This is a genomic window from Streptomyces sp. NBC_00075, from assembly GCF_045041225.1.
Classification (GTDB): Bacteria; Actinomycetota; Actinomycetes; order Streptomycetales; family Streptomycetaceae; genus Streptomyces; species Streptomyces adonidis.
This window is the reverse complement of the sequence record NZ_CP108243.1, coordinates 10,198,730-10,215,890: the sequence shown is the minus strand read 5'-3', so window position 1 is coordinate 10,215,890 and position 17,161 is coordinate 10,198,730. Positions and strand designations below refer to the sequence as shown.

Annotated in this window: 16 protein-coding genes; 14 read left to right on the top strand and 2 right to left on the bottom strand. The window is 70.4% G+C overall.

What is annotated here, in order from left to right:
* Window positions 1-18 precede the first annotated feature (18 nt).
* On the bottom strand, window positions 19-672 hold the full coding sequence (locus OG787_RS44670; RefSeq protein WP_369031968.1) for a TetR/AcrR family transcriptional regulator: 654 nt from the start codon (window positions 670-672) through the stop codon (window positions 19-21).
* 123 nt (window positions 673-795) lie between these two features.
* Here OG787_RS44670 and OG787_RS44665 point away from each other — a divergent pair, with 123 nt between their 5' ends.
* From OG787_RS44665 to OG787_RS44615, 11 genes are all read left to right on the top strand, one after another.
* Window positions 796-1,446: a TetR/AcrR family transcriptional regulator gene (locus OG787_RS44665; protein ID WP_405539160.1), complete on the top strand. Its 651-nt coding sequence runs from the start codon at window positions 796-798 to the stop codon at window positions 1,444-1,446.
* 115 nt (window positions 1,447-1,561) lie between these two features.
* A complete protein-coding gene (locus OG787_RS44660; protein WP_405539159.1) occupies window positions 1,562-1,711 on the top strand; it encodes a hypothetical protein in 150 nt (49 codons plus the stop codon).
* A 28-nt stretch (window positions 1,712-1,739) separates the two neighbouring features.
* Window positions 1,740-2,987 carry a cytochrome P450 gene (locus OG787_RS44655; RefSeq protein ID WP_405539157.1) on the top strand — a complete coding sequence of 416 codons (1,248 nt, stop codon included), beginning with the start codon at window positions 1,740-1,742 and terminating at the stop codon, window positions 2,985-2,987.
* Window positions 2,988-2,992: 5 nt separating this feature from the next.
* Complete coding sequence (locus tag OG787_RS44650; RefSeq protein ID WP_405539156.1) at window positions 2,993-3,787, top strand: SDR family NAD(P)-dependent oxidoreductase; 795 nt, start codon at window positions 2,993-2,995, stop codon at window positions 3,785-3,787.
* A gap of 25 nt (window positions 3,788-3,812) precedes the next feature.
* Window positions 3,813-4,976: an amidohydrolase family protein gene (locus tag OG787_RS44645; RefSeq protein ID WP_405539155.1), complete on the top strand. Its 1,164-nt coding sequence runs from the start codon at window positions 3,813-3,815 to the stop codon at window positions 4,974-4,976.
* A gap of 27 nt (window positions 4,977-5,003) precedes the next feature.
* On the top strand, window positions 5,004-6,215 hold the full coding sequence (locus OG787_RS44640) for a M24 family metallopeptidase (protein WP_405539154.1): 1,212 nt from the start codon (window positions 5,004-5,006) through the stop codon (window positions 6,213-6,215).
* Window positions 6,205-7,320, top strand: a complete 1,116-nt coding sequence (locus OG787_RS44635) for a M24 family metallopeptidase (protein ID WP_405539153.1) — start codon at window positions 6,205-6,207, stop codon at window positions 7,318-7,320. The genes OG787_RS44640 and OG787_RS44635 overlap by 11 nt, the downstream gene beginning before the upstream one ends.
* Window positions 7,321-7,391: 71 nt before the next feature.
* Entirely contained in the window at window positions 7,392-8,366 is a 975-nt protein-coding gene (locus tag OG787_RS44630) for an enoyl-CoA hydratase/isomerase family protein (protein WP_405539151.1), read from the top strand.
* Window positions 8,363-10,714: a CoA transferase gene (locus OG787_RS44625; RefSeq protein WP_405539149.1), complete on the top strand. Its 2,352-nt coding sequence runs from the start codon at window positions 8,363-8,365 to the stop codon at window positions 10,712-10,714. Before OG787_RS44630 ends, OG787_RS44625 begins: the two co-directional genes overlap by 4 nt.
* 30 nt (window positions 10,715-10,744) lie before the next feature.
* Window positions 10,745-11,062 (top strand): hypothetical protein, encoded by a 318-nt coding sequence (locus OG787_RS44620; RefSeq protein ID WP_369031978.1) that lies wholly within the window; start codon window positions 10,745-10,747, stop codon window positions 11,060-11,062.
* Between the two features lie 423 nt (window positions 11,063-11,485).
* On the top strand, window positions 11,486-12,697 hold the full coding sequence (locus tag OG787_RS44615) for an MFS transporter (RefSeq protein ID WP_405539147.1): 1,212 nt from the start codon (window positions 11,486-11,488) through the stop codon (window positions 12,695-12,697).
* Between the two features lie 210 nt (window positions 12,698-12,907).
* Here OG787_RS44615 and OG787_RS44610 read toward each other — a convergent pair whose 3' ends face one another.
* Window positions 12,908-13,705, bottom strand: a complete 798-nt coding sequence (locus tag OG787_RS44610; protein WP_369031979.1) for a VOC family protein — start codon at window positions 13,703-13,705, stop codon at window positions 12,908-12,910.
* 176 nt (window positions 13,706-13,881) lie between these two features.
* Here OG787_RS44610 and OG787_RS44605 point away from each other — a divergent pair, with 176 nt between their 5' ends.
* The 3 genes from OG787_RS44605 (at window position 13,882) to OG787_RS44595 (ending at window position 17,098) form a co-directional block, all read left to right on the top strand.
* The gene (locus OG787_RS44605; protein ID WP_405539145.1) at window positions 13,882-14,754 is read left to right on the top strand and encodes an alpha/beta fold hydrolase; all 873 of its coding nucleotides are present in this window, start codon (window positions 13,882-13,884) and stop codon (window positions 14,752-14,754) included.
* 49 nt (window positions 14,755-14,803) lie between these two features.
* Window positions 14,804-15,538 (top strand): maleylpyruvate isomerase family mycothiol-dependent enzyme, encoded by a 735-nt coding sequence (locus OG787_RS44600; RefSeq protein ID WP_405540764.1) that lies wholly within the window; start codon window positions 14,804-14,806, stop codon window positions 15,536-15,538.
* 72 nt (window positions 15,539-15,610) lie between these two features.
* Window positions 15,611-17,098, top strand: coding sequence for an MFS transporter (locus tag OG787_RS44595; protein ID WP_405539143.1), 1,488 nt, complete (start codon window positions 15,611-15,613; stop codon window positions 17,096-17,098).
* Window positions 17,099-17,161 lie beyond the last annotated feature (63 nt).

The following is a 17,161-nucleotide window of genomic DNA, read 5'->3' as shown; positions in this document are numbered from 1 at the left end:
CCGTGAGCGGCCCACCGGTCAGGCGCCGGGCGTCACCGGTGCCTGCCACAGCGCGACGATCGCGTCGACGAGGCCGGTGGCGGCGTCATGCCAGGTCGGCCGGAGGGCGGCGGTGTCGTCGGCGAGGGCCCGTTCCCTCTCGACGGAGATCTGGACGATCAAGTGCCGTGTCATGACGGCACGTTCGGCGCGCACCTCCGCCGTCAGTCCGGGCACACAGCGCGTGAGGCCGTCCTCGAGTCTGCCCAGGGACGGGGAGGCTTCGTAGTACTCCTCCTCCGTGATCGCGTAGAGGGCGGGATCGGCCGAGACCTGCGCGATGAACCGGGCGTACCAGCTGGGACAGCCCAGGGTCTCCAGGTGCTCGGTGACGGGCCGGACCGAGCAGTCCACCCAGTCCCGCAGGTCGGAGGAGTCGCCGATGGCGGTCAGCATGCGTACGCGGACGACTTCGATCCGCTCGGCGTGCCTTCGGACGATGGCCCGCACCAGCTCGGCCTTGGCACCGAAGTGGTAGCTGACGGCGGCGTTGTTGCCCTGCCCCGCGGCCTCGCTGATCTGGCGGTTGCCGACCGCGTACACCCCGTGCTCGGCGAACAGCCGCTCCGCCGCGTCCAGGAGCGCCTCCCGTGTCGCCCTGACCTGAGCGTCCCGTCTCGTCCCGCTTGCCATCATCACCACCTTTCCGGGATCTCCGGCCCCCAGGCCGACCTGTCCCGTCGACCGACGAGCCCAAAACCTAAATCACTTCATTGATTTCCGTCCAGGGCCACCGATCCCGGTACGGTGGCGGACATGGCGGGCAGAAGTGTCCGGGCCGAGCAGGTCCGAGCGACCCGGGAAGTCATCCGGAACACGGCGGAGCGGCTGTTCGCCGAGCGCGGGGTCCATGCCGTGTCGAACCGTCAGATCAGCGAGGCCGCGGGACAGGGCAACACGGCCGTGGTCGGATACCACTTCGGCACCAAGGCGGACCTGGTACGTGCGATCACCCGCCATCACACCGCACGCCTTGAGCGAGTGATCGAGCGGCTGCTGGCCGAGACGGGCGATTCCACCGAACTCCGGGACTGGGTGGCGTGCCTGGTACGGCCGACCACCGAGTATCTGGCGGAGCTGGGCAGCCCCACCTGGTTCGCGCGGTTCTGTGCCCAGGTGATGGCCGACCCCGCGCTCCACGAGATCGTCGTCGACGAGACACTCGACGCCACCATGTGGCGGCAGATCCTCGACGGTCTGCATCGGTGTCTGCCCGACCTGCCGACCGTGGTGCGCGCGGAACGCACCGCCATGACCCGGCAGCTGATCCTCCACATGTGCGCCGAGCGTGAGCGCTCACTCGCCCTCGGCACTCCGACACCCAGGGCGAGCTGGCACGATGCCGCCACCGGTCTGGTCGACGCGATCGTCGGAGTGTGGACGGCCCCTGTCACAGAAGGTTCTTGACGGTCCGTCACGGACGACATCACCCACCACCGCACCTCCGCCAAAGCTCCATCGCGCCCTCTCAAGAGATTTTGAATCAATCGATTGACTTAGGAACTGGGCAGGAGTTCACTCAGTGGCGCGGTCGACGGACGACCACACCGCACTTCCCTCCGGCGATGCGGAGCAGCCCGTGAAAGTAACCGTCGAGCAGGACAGATGCGTCGCGGCCGGCCAGTGCGCGGCCGCCGTCTGTCCCGCGCCGGCGATCCACATCAAGGAATGACACCCCGGCCGACCACCAGAGGATGGACATGCCCGACGCACCGACAGACGCCGCAACGATCAGGGAAGCCCGGGCCCCCGAGTGGCCGATGCCCCGGGCGGAAGGCTGCCCGTTCGATCCTCCTCCGGGCTTACGGACGCTCACCGCCGAGAAGCCGCTCGCGAAAGTACGGATCTGGGACGGCAGCACCCCCTGGATCGTCACCGGTCACGCCGCACAGCGGGCCCTGCTCAGTGATCCGCGGGTCAGCGTCGACGAGCGGCTGCCCGGATTCCCGCACTGGAACGAGGGCATGGCGGCCGCGGTGGCGCACCGCCCGCGTTCCGTCTTCAACTCGGACGCCCCCGAACACTCCGGGTACCGGCGGATCATGACCGGCCCGTTCACCTTCAAACGGGTGGAGGCGCTGCGCCCGACCATCCAGAAGATCACCGACGGCCTCGTCGACAAGCTCCTGGCCGGACCGAGGCCGGCCGACCTCGTCCAGGAGCTGGCACTCCCCCTGCCCACGCTGATGATCAGCGAACTGCTGGGCGTGCCGTACGAGGACCACGAGTTCTTCCAGGAGTACGCCTCGCGCGGGATCGCCCACAACGTGTCCGCCGAGGAGAGCGGGCGGAACTTCATGGCGCTCAACGAGTATCTGGTGCGGCTCGTCGAGCAGAAGGCCGCCGAGCCCGCGGACGACGCCCTGTCCGACATCGCGGCACGGGTGACCTCCGGCGACATCACCGTGTCCGAGGCCGCCATGATGGGCCTGGGACTGCTCATCGCCGGGCACGAGACCAGCGCCAACATGATCGGCCTCGCCACGGTCGCGCTCCTTGAGCACCCCGGCCAACTGGCGGTCCTGCGCGACACCGACGATCCGAAGGTCGTCGCGGGCGCGGTGGAGGAACTGCTGCGCTACCTGGGCATCATCCACGGCGGCCAGCGGCGGATCGCCAAGGAGGACATCGAGATCGGCGGGGAGGTGATCCGCGCCGGCGAGGGCATCGTCGTGGAGCTCTTCAGCGCCAACCGCGACGCGCATGTCTTCCCCGAGCCCGACCTGCTGGATCTGCGCCGGCCGAACGCCCGGCAGCACAACGCGTTCGGCTTCGGCATCCACCAGTGCGTGGGGCAGCAACTGGCCCGGGTGGAGCTCCAGGTCGTCTACGGCACGCTGTTCCGCCGCATCCCCACCCTCCGCCTGGCCGAGCCGCTGGACCGGATCCGGTTCAAGCACGACCGGCTCGCCTACGGGGTCTACTCGCTGCCCGTCACCTGGGGGTGACCACGATGGCCGAAGAACTGTCGGGAAGAGTCGCCGTGGTGACCGGCGGTGCGGCGGGCCTGGGGCGCGCGACCGTCGAGCGGCTCCTGGAGGACGGGGCCCGGGTCGTCATCGCCGATCTCGACGAGGAGTCGGGCAAGTCCCTGGCCTCGGACCTGGGCCCGGACGTCCGCTTCCGCCGGACGGACGTCGCGGTCGCCGGGCAGGTCCGGGAACTCGTCGGGTTCGCGGTGGCGGAGTTCGGCGGACTGCACCTCATGGTCAACAACGCCGGCGTCTCGGGGGCCATGCACCAGAGCCTGCTGGACGAGGACTTCGCCGATTTCCCGCGCGTCCTCTCGGTGAACCTGTTCGGCGTGATGACGGGTACGCAGTCGGCCGCCCGGCACATGGCCGCGCACGGCGGCGGCTCCATCGTCAACGTCAGTTCCATCGGCGGGGTCCAGGCCGGACCCGGGGTGTTGTCCTACCGCGCCTCGAAGGCAGCGGTCGTCCACTTCACGAAGTGCGTGGCGCTGGACCTCGCCGCCCACGACGTCCGCGTCAACTGCGTGGCGCCGGGCGGCATCCCGACCGGCCTGCTCGCCTCCGCGACTGCGGACGCCGGAACCACCGAGCGTATCCGCGCCCACATGGCGGCCACTCAGCCGCTCGCACGACTCGGCACCCCCCGGGACGTCGCCGAAGCCGTCGCCTATCTCGGCGGTGACCGGTCACTGCACGTCACCGGGACCGTGCTGACGGTCGACGGCGGAACCACTGCGGGCCTGAAGCCGATACGGGCCGCCACCACCTCGTAGCACCACCCATGGATGGAGGACGACGATGTCCAGCCAAGCCGACACGCTCTACCCGCCCGAGGGCCTCGGCGCGCCGAAGGACCGACAGGGGCACACAGGCAGCGCCCTGAACCTCCCGCCGGGCACCGAGATCTTCTCCGCCGACAACCACATCTCGCTGGCGGAGGACATCTTCGTCGAGAGGTTCCCCGAGCGGCTCAAGGACCAGGCACCGCGCATCTGGTACGAGGACGGCGCCTACGAGTTGGGGATGGGCGGGAAGTCGTTCCTGCCCAAGGAGTTCAGCAGCGTCCTCATGCAGTACGACCCGCTCATGGGCGCCGGCACGGACAACCTCGACGGCCGTCTGGAGGAACTCTCCTCGGACGGCATCGACAGGGAACTCGCCTTCCCCAACGCGCTGTTGGCGATGTTCTTCTACCCGGACCCCGAGGTCCGGGAGCTGACCTTCCGGATCTACAACGAGTACCTAGCGGGCCTGCAAGAACGCTCCCAGGGCCGCTTCTACGGGGTCGGGCTCATCAACTGGTGGGACGGGCCGGGTGCGCGCAGGACCCTGGAGGAGCTCAAGAGCCTCGGGATCAGGACGTTCCTGATGCCGCTGTCGGCGGGGAACGACCTGGAGGGCAACCCCGTCGACTACGCGAGCACCGCCATGCGCCCCGTCTGGGAGGCGATCGAGGAGGCCGGGCTCCCCGTCTCGCACCACATCGGGGAGAGCACGCTGAAGGCCCCCTGCGAGTCCAACGCGATCGCCGTCGGCATGGTCGTCAACGTCTCGCCGTTTCGGGAGGTGTGGGCGAAGTACATCTTCGGCGGCGTCCTCGACCGTCATCCGGGCCTGCGCATCGGGTGGTTCGAGGGTGGGGCGAACTGGGTGCCCTCCGCTCTCCAGGACGCCGAGCACATCCTCGCCTCCTACCGGCACATGCTGGACCGCCCGCTGGAGCACGACATCCGGCACTACTGGGACCACCACATGTACGCGTCGTTCATGGTCGACCCGCTCGGGCTCAGGCTGCTGGAGGACATCGGGGCGGACCGGGTCATGTGGTCCGCCGACTACCCGCACAACGAAAGCACGTTCGGCTACTCGGAGAAGTCGGTCGCCATGGTGGTGGACGCCGTCGGTCCCGAGCAGGCCGCCCGCATCGTCAGCGGCAACATCAAGGAATACCTCGGCCTGTAGCTCAACGACCTTGTTACGGAGGCGGGTATGACCGTCATCGACATCCCGTCCGAACCCGACCTGGCCCGTATGGGCCGTGAACGCGGCGCGAAGCTGCGGGCCGCCATGGCCCAGCAGGGCGTCGACGCCCTGATCCTGCTCGGCAACACCGCGGTGAGCTACGCGACCGGGGTGAGCTGGCCGCTCGGCGACTCCGGTCTGGCCCACGCCGACCGTCCTGTCGCCGTGGTCGTGGCGGACGACCCGTGGGCCCATCTGTTCATGCCGTTCCGCGAGGGCACCTCCGCCGAGTCGCCGCTGCCCTCCGACCACGTCCATCCGCCGGTCTATCTGGAGTACGACGAAGGGGTACGGACCTTCGCGGGCGTCATCTCCGACCTCGTGCCCGCCGGAGCGACGGTGGCGGCCGACGAGCTGACCGGGGCGATGCGCAGAGCGGAGAAGTCGCTCTTCCCGGGCGGGCCTCCGAGTGACGCCGCACTCGTCCTGGCGGCGGCGAAGCTGATCAAGACCCCCGACGAACTGGCCTGCATCCGTACCGCCCTGCGGATCACCGAGCGGGCCATGGCCGACATCGCGGGGTCCCTGGCGCCCGGGATGCGCCAGATCGACCTGTCGGCCGGCTTCGTCCGCCAGGCCTACGAGCACGGCGCCCAGGCGAACGTACTCGACCCCATCTGGCAGGTGATGCCGGAGTCCAGGGAGGCCGGCGTGTGGACCACCCACGGCGACCTCGCCCTTCCACTGCTGACGACCGAGCGGGAGCTGGCCAGGGGCGACGTGCTGTGGACCGACGTGAGCATCGGCTACGCCGGATACTGCTCGGACTTCGGCCGGACCTGGATCGTCGGGCAGGATCCGGACCCGCGCCAGCAGGCACAGTTCGGCAGGTGGTGGGAGATCCACTCCGCGGTGAAGAACGTACTGCGGGCGGGCGCCACCGCCTCCGACCTCACCCGGGCCGCCATCACCGCGAACGGCGGTACGAAGCCCTGGCTCCCCCACTTCTACCTGGCCCACGGCATGGGCACCGACCCCGCCGAGATGCCCTTCGTCGGCACCGACCTGGGCGAGGAGTTCGACGAGCAACTGGTGCTCCAGGCAGGCATGGTGCTCGTTCTCGAACCCGTCGTCTGGGAGGACGGCACCGGCGGCTACCGCAGCGAGGAGGTCCTCGTGATCGAGGACGAGGGCTTCACGGCCCTGACCGACTACACCTACGCCCCCTATGGCCACTGAGGTCCTGCCGGACGACCGCGCTCTCCGCCTCGGGCGGCGGGAACGCGCGCTGGCACACATGGAAGCCCACGACCTCGACATCCTCGTCCTCGCCCGCATGGCCAACGTCCGTTACGTCACCGGGTCCCCGGGGCTCTGGACGGCGGGGACCCATCCCTTCTTCCCCGGCGCAGTGGTGGTCCGCGCGACCGGAGCCGTCCACGCCCTCATGACCTGGGACGAGGGGGTGCCCGACGACATCCCCCGGGAGCACCTCTACGGCCTGACCTGGAACCCCATGAACTGGGTGACCGCACTCCAGGGCATCGAGGGAACGGCCACGGCACGGCGGGTGGGCACGGACACCATCTCGCCCACCTTCGCCCAACTGCTGCCCTACGCCTTCCCCGCCGCCGAGCTGGTCGACGGTGAACCGGCCATGCGTGCCGCCCGCCAGGTCAAGACGCCCGAGGAGGTGGTGGCCCTCAGGGAGGCCGTCGGAGTGGCCGAGGCCAGTCTGGCCAAGGCGGTTGCCGAGCTGCGGCCGGGCGTCACCGAGCAGCACCTGTCCGGCGTACTGCTGGAGGCAGCCGCAGCCGGAGGCGTGAGCACCCCCGCGACCCAGGAGGTGGCCTGGGTGACCTCCCGGGAACACCCGTGGCGGAAGGTGAACGGTGACCGGCGGGTGGGCGCGGGCGACCTCGTGGCCTTCACCTCGGGAGTGGTGGCCGGTGGATACATCGGCGAGGTCGCGCGTACGTGGCCGGCCGAAGGCGGGAACCCGGGTTCCCTGTACGGGCGGTGGGACGAACTGTGGGCCCGGCTCCTCGACGCCTGCCGTCCCGGCGCACCGGCCGACGACCTGCTAGCCGCCTACGACACGGTCGGCGAGCCGCTGCCCCCGATGCCCGTCGCCCGTGGCCTGGGCCTGGGTTTCGACCCGCCCGTGGTCGCCTCCGGCCTGCCGGCCACGGCCGCCGAGGAAAGGCTCGAACCCGGCATGGCGCTGGCCGTCACCGGCTACGTCTGGCAGGAGGGCGTAGGAGCCGTCCTGGGACGGCAGGCCGTGCTGATCACCGACGACGGAGCCGAGCTGCTCACGTCGAGCCCCGTCTGGAAACCCTAGTCCGGCGGGTCGGGGCCGGAGCCCCACGACCCCGACCCGCCCTCGCACAGCCGGGGAAAGGACCCCAGTACATGGCTGACACCACGCGTCCCTCGGCGGAGGAGATCATCCGCTACGAGAAGGACCCCAAGACGAAGATCGCCACGCTCACCCTGGACCGGCCCGACGCCCTCAACGCCCCTACCGCGGCGGCCCGGTTGCGCTTCGCGCAGCTGCTGCACCGGGCCAACGTGGACGACGAGGTGAAGGTCCTGGTGATCCGGGGCGTCGGCGACGACCTCGGCTCGGGCGCCGACATCGCGGAGACGATGGAGATGCACGCCGCGCCCACCGCCGGACCGCTCCTGGCGGAGCAGGGCATCGGCGAGGACGACGACGTCCGCTATCCGCCCAAGGACTCCTACCGCTACGGCGGCACCCCCGCCCAGTGGTACGCGACTCCCCCGGGCGGCTGCCGCAGCCTCCAGGACTTCAAGAAGATCAGCATCCTGGAGGTCAAGGGCTACTGCTACGGCTGGCACTTCTACCAGGCCGCCGACGCCGACCTGGTGATCTCCTCCGACGACGCCCTCTTCGGCCATCCCTCCTTCCGGTACATCGGCTGGGCGCCCCGGATGTGGACCTGGGCGCAGACGATGGGCCTGCGGAAGTTCCAGGAGATGGTCTTCACCGGCAGGCCGTTCACCGCGCAGGAGATGTACGAGTGCAACTTCCTCAACAGCGTCGTCCCCCGGGGCGAGTTGGAGGCGGAGGTGGAGAAGTACGCACTGGCCTGCGCGCGCACCCGGCCAACCGACACGGTGTTCATGCAGAAGGTCTTCTTCGAGATCTTCAAACAACACCAGGGCGAGTACATGGGCTCGCTGCTCACGGGTCTCTTCGAGTCGATCGGTGGCATCGCCAGGGCCGACGGCAACGACCTGATGCTCGACGAGGAGACGGTCGACGGGGGGATCGCCAACGCGGTCAGGGGCAATGACGACCGGTTCCCGCCGGACTTCCGCCTCAGCAGGTCGGGACGCAAGCGGGAAGACGGCGGCTCATGAGTGCGGCTCCCGTCGAACCGCCGCTCAGCGGCTGTCTCGTCGTGGACCTGTCCACGGGCATCCCCGGCGCCTACTGCACGAAACTGCTGGCCGACGGCGGTGCGGAGGTCGTCAAGGTCGAGTCGCCGCAAGGCGATCCGCTACGACGGTGGTCGGCGTCCGGCGCCACGATCGAACCCGGCGACGACGGCGCCCTGTTCAGCTTCCTGGCCTGCTCGAAGGAGAGCGTGGTCGGCGAACCGGACCTGATACGAGGGCTCCTGGAATCGGCGGACGTCGTGGTGTGGTCGCCGGGCTCGCCGCTGTCCCCGCAGGAGATCCACCGCACCCACCCTCACCTCGTGGTCACGTCGATCACGCCGTTCGGTCTTGAGGGACCGTGGCGCGACCGCGCCGCCACCGAGTTCACCCTCCAGGCCTGGTCCGGCGGCATCATCGGACTGGGGCGCGGCGCGCCGGACCTGGCGCCGGTCTTCGTCGGGGGCCGGGCCGGTGACTGGGTGTCAGGGGCGTACGCCGCCGCCGCGACGATGGCGGTACGACTGCGCACGCCCGGCACGGGCGAACTGGTCGACCTCTCCATGCTCGAAGCCCATGTCCTGTCCCTGACCTACCACCCGGTGACGTTCTGGGACATGCTGGACCGCCCGTGGCAGCGGACCCGCAGACTGAACATGCCGGGCGTGGCCACCGCCAAGGACGGACTCGTGGCGCTGGGCTGTTCGACGGCCCAGCAGTTCTTCGACTTCTGTGCGATGGTCGGCCACCCCGAGTGGATCGACGAGAAGAACCCCTTCTCGATAGTCCAACGGGCCACCGAGGTCGCGCCGGTCGTCCAGGAGTGGATCTCCGGCCGGACGGTCGCCGAGATCCGCGAGCTGGCCACGGCGTTCCGCATCCCCAACTCCGCTGTGGTCAATGGTGCCAACGCTCCGGGCATGGACCACTTCGAGGCGCGCCGGAGCTTCCTGCCCAACCCGCGCGACGGCTTCCTCCAGCCCGCTCCTCCCTTCCGCCTGGAGCCCGCCCGACTACGGCCCGCGGCCCCGGCTCCCCGCCTCGGCGAGCACACCGAGAGCCGCCGGGTCGCACAGCGCGCGCCTGGCAAGGAGGACACCGGACTGTCGTTCAGCGGCCTGAGGGTCCTGGACATGACGGCCTTCTGGGCCGGCCCCTCCTGCACGCACGCCCTCTCCCTGCTCGGCGCCGAGGTGATCCACCTGGAATCCACCTCGCGACCCGACGGAACCCGCCTGATCGCGGGCGTACCGCCGTCCGTGGACCAGTGGTGGGAGAGGTCGCCGATCTTCGCGGGCCTCAACACCGGCAAGAAGAGCCTGACGCTCGACTTCCGGACCGAACAGGGCCGGGACCTGCTGCGCAGGCTCGCCGCGACCTGTGACGTGATCGTCGAGAACTACACCCCGCGGGTCCTGGACCAACTCGGCCTGGACTACGAGGCGGTACGCGCCGCCCGCCCCGACACCATCATGGTCCGCATGCCCGGCTTCGGCCTCGACGGACCGTGGCGCGACAACGCCGCCTTCGCCTACGTCATCGAGGACGCGGCAGGACTGACCTGGCTCACCGGCCACCCCGACGGGAATCCGGTCGAGCCCTACTCGATCGGCGACCCGAACGCGGGCGTCCACGCGCTGAACGGCCTCCTGCTGGCCCTGGAGCACCGGCGCCGCACCGGCGAAGGAGCGCTGGTGGAGGCGGCGATGGTCGACGCCGCGCTCAACGTGGCCGCCGAACAGGTCATCGAGTACTCGGCCTACGGCGCGCTCCTTGAACGGGCCGGGAACCGGGGACCGACGGCGGCCCCGCAGAACCTCTATCTCACCGCGGACACCGACGAGTTCGGCGGCAGGGACTCCTGGGTGGCGATCGCCGTGGCCACGGACGGCCAGTGGGAGGCGCTGAGCGACGCCCTCGGCCGCCCCGACTGGACGATGGACCCGGACCTGTCCACGGTCGACGGGCGCCACTCGCACCACGACGCCATCGACGGGCATCTCGCGGCCTGGTGCGGTGAGCGCGGCGCGGACGAGATCGTCGACCGTCTCTGGCCGGCCGGTGTCCCGGTGGGCAAGGTACTGCAACCGCACCGCCAGGCCGAGTTGGAGCAGTTGCGGTTCCGCGGCTTCTTCGAGGAGGTCGACCACCCCGTCAACGGCCCCGCTCGCTACAGCACTTGGCCGGTACGGCTCTCCCACGACCGCGTACGCCGTGCCCCGCTGCTCGGCGAGCACAACCACGCCCTGCTGACCGAACTCGGGCTCACGGAGCGGGAGATCGCCGCGCTGGAAGCCGACGGGATCATCGGCCGGACACCGACCCGCTAGAACGAAGAAGAAAGGAAGGAACAAATCGCGATGACACCACGGATCGGCATCGGGATGATGCTCGCGAGCACGGTGGACAGCACCAGCGTGGTCGTCGTCCGCTGGGCAGCAGGAGACCGGCAAGTGACCTGCGGAGGCGCGCCGATGGTCGACCCCGCACAGGACGACCCCGGCACCGGACAGCCCCTCGACCCCGCCCAGTCGGCCGGAACCCTCCTCGGCAAGCGCTACGCCACCGAGGACGGCACGGTCGAACTGCTGTGCACCAGACCCGGCCAGGGCACCCTCGCCCTCGGCGGCGTGCCCCTGACCGTGAAGAGCGCCAAACCGTTGCCCGCATCGGACTGACGCGCACGAATCTCACGATGCTCCTCGACATGGCGGCCGAAGGGTTCGGCGACATCGCGGTCGCCGCGAAGCCGCTGACGGCGCCCGCGAGGACCAGAAGTCCTAGGAGAACGGGGAGGGGACGGAAGGGGCGGCGGACACCGGTACTGGTTTCTGGAGATGCCGACATCTCGGTCTCTCTCAGTTGGGCGGTGGGGAGTGAGCGCCCTGCTCTGAAGGTCTCTCCGACGGAAGGAACGGAAGGAACCGGCCCGGGGACTGGGCCGCTGCTCCCGATGGGAGGACCGGTTCGACTCGGAGCGTGAGAGCGCCCTGGACCGGCGGCCAAAGACAGGTCCCGCTGAGTGGTGAGGGACCGTCAGGGGCGCCTCGGGGGCCGGCGGCTCCCTTGCTCCACCTCGATCAGCCCCCTAGCCTGATTTTGTGCCGCAAATAAACAAAGCCCGAACGCACAACGCCGTGCCGGGCCACGACCTCACCCGGCTCCGCCTCGCCCTCACCGTGTTCTTCGCCCTCGACGGCTTCGTCTTCGCCGGCTGGGTCGTCCGTATCCCGGCCATCAAGGAACAGACCGACGCCTCCGCCGGCGCCTTGGGCCTCGCCCTCCTCGGCGTCTCCGGCGGAGCCGTCGTCACGATGATCCTCACCGGCCGCCTCTGCCGGCGCTACGGCAACCACCGGGTCACCGTCGCCTGCGCCGTCCTCCTCTGTCTCAGCGTCGCCCTGCCTCCGCTGACCCACTCCGCCCCGGCACTCGGCGCCGTCCTGCTGATCTTCGGCATGGCCTTCGGCGGCATCAACGTCGCCTTCAACAGCGCCGCCGTCGACCTGGTGCGGGTCCTGCGCCGGCCGATCATGCCCAGCTTCCACGCCGCGTTCAGTCTCGGCGGCATGATCGGCGCCGGGCTCGGCGGACTCGTGGCCGGGGCGCTGTCCCCCACGCGACACCTGCTCGGCCTCACCGTGATCGGACTGTTCGTCACCGCCCTGGCGGGCCGCACCCTGCTGCGCATCCAGCCTCCGGCAGCACCGGAGAGCGCGGTACAGACAGAGCAGAAGGAAGCGGTGCCGCAGCGCCTGGACACCCACACCCGTGGACTCGTCATCGTCTTCGGTCTGATCGCCCTGTGCACGGCCTACGGCGAAGGTGCCCTCGCCGACTGGAGCGCCCTGCACCTCGAACAGGATCTGCACGCCTCTCCGGGCGTCGCGGCCGTCGGCTACTCCTGCTTCGCGCTCGCCATGACCATCGGCCGGCTCACCGGTACGAGGCTGCTCGAACGGCTGGGCCAGACCCGTACGTTGATATCCGGCGGTTCGACCGCGGCCGTCGGCATGCTCCTGGGTGCGCTCGCCCCGTCCCTGTGGGTGGCGCTCGTCGGCTTCGTGATCACCGGGCTCGGTCTCGCCAATCTCTTCCCCGTCGCCGTCGAACGCGCGGGCGCGCTGGCAGGCCCCGACGGAGTCGCGGTCGCGTCCACGCTCGGCTATGGCGGCATGCTTCTGGGGCCACCCGCCATCGGGTTCATGGCGGAGTGGTTCTCACTCCCCGCCGCCCTCACCAGCGTCGCGGCACTGGCCGCGACGGCAGCCGTGATCGGCTTCGTCACCCGGCGTGCGACATCGGTGTCGTGATGTCCGGGGCCGAGACTTCCCCAGGGTGTCGTGGCCGCCGCCGACGACCGTTTCGACACACGGGCCGGACGGTTTCGTCCCGGCGGCGCGCGGACAACGCCGTGCCGCCGGGGTCACGCACGATGCCCAGGCCAGGGGTCACCCCGCCCGGGTTCCTCGGCTCGCAGGGTCGCCCCCGGCCCAGGCCCCCCGGTCCCGGCCCTCGTGGGCTCAGCCCTCGGCCGGGGCCAGCACCACGAAGTCCGCGTTCGCCGGATCGAGGCACACGGCCAGCCGGCCGACACCCTCCGCGTCCACGGGCCCCATCTGCACACTGCCGCCGTGCTTGGTGACCTCGGCGACCGCGGCGTCGCAGTCGGTGACCGCGAAGACCGGATGCCAGTACGGCCGCCCGTCCGCCAGGGCGAGATCCTCCTCGCGGACCTGCATGAGGCCGCCCTGCATACGCTCCTCGGGAAGCCCGGGAGCGGTGATGAGGGTGTACGCGCCCCCGCCGCCCGGCATCTCCATCTCGCTGTACCACCAGTCGAAGACACCGCCGTAGAACTCCTTGGCGGCAGCCGCGTCACGCGTGTACAGCTCGGTCCAGGTCAGGGAGCCCGGTGCGTCGGCCAGCTCGAACCCCGAGTTCTTGCCCGCCTGCCAGACCGCGAACTGGCCCCCCAGCGGGTCGCTGAACTGGGCCATCCGCCCCCAGTCGTCGAGGTCTCTCGGCGCCAGCCGCACCGTGCCGCCCGCGCGCTCCACGGCCTGGGTCGTGGCGTCCGCGTCGGTGACGCTGTAGTAGATCATCCAGGCCGAGCGAGCGCCTTCCTCCGTCAGCTTGCCGAGCCCGGCGACGACCTTGCCGTCCTTCCGGAACATCCCGCCTTCCATGTCCTCCCCCGCGCCCATGGACTCGTACTCCCAGCCGAGCACAGCGCCGTAGAAGGCCGCGGCGGCGGGGACATCGGGGGTACCGAGGTCGAGCCAACAGGGGGAGCCGGGAGCGAGGTCGGTGGTGATCACGGCGATTCCCTTTCGCAGATCGTTGTGCCATCAGCCTGACACCCACCACTGACAATCGCGCGTCGGCGCTTCACGGCACGGCCCGCACCACCGCGCAGCCAACAGTCGCTCCCTGCCCACGACCACGCCACGAAACCCGGTTGCCGGACCGCAGCACCCCTGCGAGAGTCCCGGCCATGTCCGCTTCCCCCGCACCCTCCCCCACGCACTTCACCGCGTACGACGGAACCGAGCTGGCCTGTCGAGTGCTCGGCGAGGAGCGGGACGGGCCGCCGCTGGTCTGTCTGCCCGGCGGCCCGATGCAGGACTCCGTCTATCTCGGGGACCTCGGAGGCCTGTCCGCGCACCGCCGCCTGATCATGCTCGACCTCCGTGGCACCGGCCGCTCGGCCGTACCGCAGGACCCCGCGTCCTACCGCTGCGACCGCCTCGTCGCCGACGTCGAGGCCCTGCGCGAGCACCTGGGCCTCGACCGGCTGGACCTGCTCGGCCACTCCGCCGGCACGAACCTGGCCCTGCTGTACGCCGCCCGTCACCCCGAGCGCGTCGGCAGGCTCGCGCTGATCACCCCGAGCGTCCTGGCACTCGGCATCACCATCGCCGGGGACGTCCGCGTCGCGACGGCACGACTGCGCCGGGACCAGCCCTGGTTCCCGGAGGCGTTCGCGGCCCTGGAGGCGCTCGTCGCCGGACAGGCGAGCGCCGACACCTTCCAGGCCATCGCCCCCTTCTGGTACGGCCGTTGGGACGAGGCCGCCCGCGCCCACCGCGCCGCGGAGGACCGGCAGCGCAACGACGAGGCCGCGGCCGTCTTCGCCTCCGAGGGCGCCTTCGACCCGGCAGCCACCCGGGCGGCACTCGCCCGCCTCGCCTCACCGGTCCTCGTACTGGCCGGGGAGGTCGACCTCAACTCCCCACCACCCGCGATGACCGAGATCCCGGGCCTGTTCCCGCACGCCGAACTGATCGTCCAGCCCGGCGCCGGACACTTCCCGTGGCTGGACGACGCGAAGCAGTTCGCGGCGACCGCCGAAGCGTTCCTGAGCTAGGCCGACAGGACCTGGCGAACCACCGCAATCCCGAATGGAGACCGCATTGATCGAGACCGCGCGATTCATGGAAATCCTCGACACGGAGGGCCAGTTGCTCGCCGCTGCCGCCGAACGGGCGGGCACCGGAGCCAAAGTGCCGACCTGCCCGGGCTGGGCGGTGCGCGACCTGGTGCTGCACACAGGTGCGGTGCACCGCTGGGCAACCGCGTACGTCGCCGAGCGGCACACGTCGCCGTCCCCCTTCGGCGACCTGCCCGACCTCGACGGCAGCGCGCTGCTCACCTGGTTCCGGGAGGGCCATCGCACCCTCGTCGACACCCTCGCCTCGGCCCCGCCCGACGTCGAGTGCTGGAGCTTTCTGCCCGCCCCCTCGCCCCTCGCGTTCTGGGCCCGTCGCCAGGCCCATGAGACGGCCGTCCACCGGGTGGACGCCGAGTCCGCCCTCGGCGTCGCGCCCACCCCGCTCGCCCCGGACTTCGCCGCTGACGGCATCGACGAGCTGCTGCGCGGCTTCCACGCCCGCGCGAAGAGCCGAGTCCGCACGGACGAGCCCCGGACACTACGGGTCCGGGCGACCGACAGGGACGACGCGGTGTGGACCGTACGACTGTCGTCGGAACCCCCGGCGGCCGAACGCACCACCGGTCCGGAGGCGGATTGCGAGGTGACCGGCCCGGCCGCCGCCCTCTACCTGGCCCTGTGGAACCGGCAGCCGTTCCCCGCCGTGACCGGCGACCCCGCGCTCGCCGCACTCTGGGAGGAGAAGTCCGCCGTCATCTGACACCGACCGGAGTTTGTTGCGTCAACATTAAATGCTCTTGCATTCAATGCATGCGCATGTACTGTCTTCGTCATGACCTCTCCGCTCACCACCCCAGCGTCCGACGGACGCTGGACTCCCCGCCTGTGGGGCACCCTGCTGGTGCTCTGCGCCGCGATGTTCCTGGACGCGCTGGACGTGTCGATGGTCGGCGTCGCGCTCCCGTCCATCGGCTCCGAACTCGGCCTCTCCACCTCGACGCTGCAATGGATCGTCAGCGGCTACATCCTGGGATACGGCGGACTCCTGCTCCTCGGCGGCAGGACCGCCGACCTGCTCGGCCGCCGTCAGGTGTTCCTGGTGGCCCTCGGTGTCTTCGCGCTGGCCTCGCTGCTCGGCGGACTCGTCGACTCGGGCCCGCTGCTGATCGCCAGCCGCTTCATCAAGGGACTCAGCGCCGCCTTCACCGCCCCGGCCGGCCTGTCCATCATCACCACGACCTTCGCCGAAGGCCCGCTGCGCAACCGGGCCCTGTCCATCTACACCACCTGCGCGGCCACCGGCTTCTCGATGGGTCTGGTCCTCTCCGGCCTGCTCACCGAGGCGAGTTGGCGCCTGACCATGCTGCTGCCCGCGCCGGTCGCCGTACTCGCCCTGATCGCGGGCCTGAAGCTGCTGCCGCGCAGCGCACGCGAGAAGGACCACAACGGCTACGACATCCCCGGCGCGATCCTCGGCACCGCCTCGATGCTGCTGCTGGTCTTCACCGTCGTCCAGGCCCCGGAGGTCGGCTGGGGCTCGGCCCGCACGCTGCTCTCCTTCCTCGCCGTCGCCGTGTTGCTGACCGTCTTCGTCCGCGTCGAGCAGCGCTCCGCCGGACCGCTGATCCGGCTCGGCGTGCTGCGCTCAGGACCCCAGATCCGCGCCCAGCTCGGTGCGATGGCGCTCTTCGGCTCGTACGTCGGATTCCAGTTCCTGGTCACCCTGTTCCTCCAGTCGCTGCTCGGCTGGTCGGCGCTGCACACGGCGCTCGCCTTCCTGCCCGCAGGCGCCATCGTCGCCCTGTCCGCGACGAAGATGGGGGCGATCGTCGACCGGTTCGGCACCCAGCGGCTGATCGTGACGGGCTTCGCCCTGATGATCACCGGGTACGCCCTGTTCCTGCGCGTAAGCCTCGACCCGAGCTACGTCACCCTGATCCTGCCGTCGATGGTGCTGATCGGCGGGGCCTTCGCACTGGTCTTCCCGTCGCTCAACATCCAGGCGACGAACGGCGTCGACGACCATGAACAGGGCATGGTCTCCGGCCTGTTGAACACCTCGGTCCAGGTGGGCGGCGCGATCTTCCTGGCCGTCGTGACGGCGGTCGTCACCGCGGGCACGCCCGACAACCCCTCACCGCAGGCGGTCCTCGACGCCTACCGCCCCGGCCTGATCGTGGTGACGGGCATCGCCCTCGTCGGCCTGCTGGTCACACTCCCCGGGCTGCGCACCCGGAGGCCGAGCCAGTCCGTCGTCGTCGCCAAGTCCCTTCAGCAGCAGGAGAACACGACCACCGAGAGCGTGGCTGCCCGCGACTGATCGGAGAGCCTCTCCAGCGTCCGTGCCCGGCCGGGGCTGCTTGCCCGGCCGGGCATCCGCCTG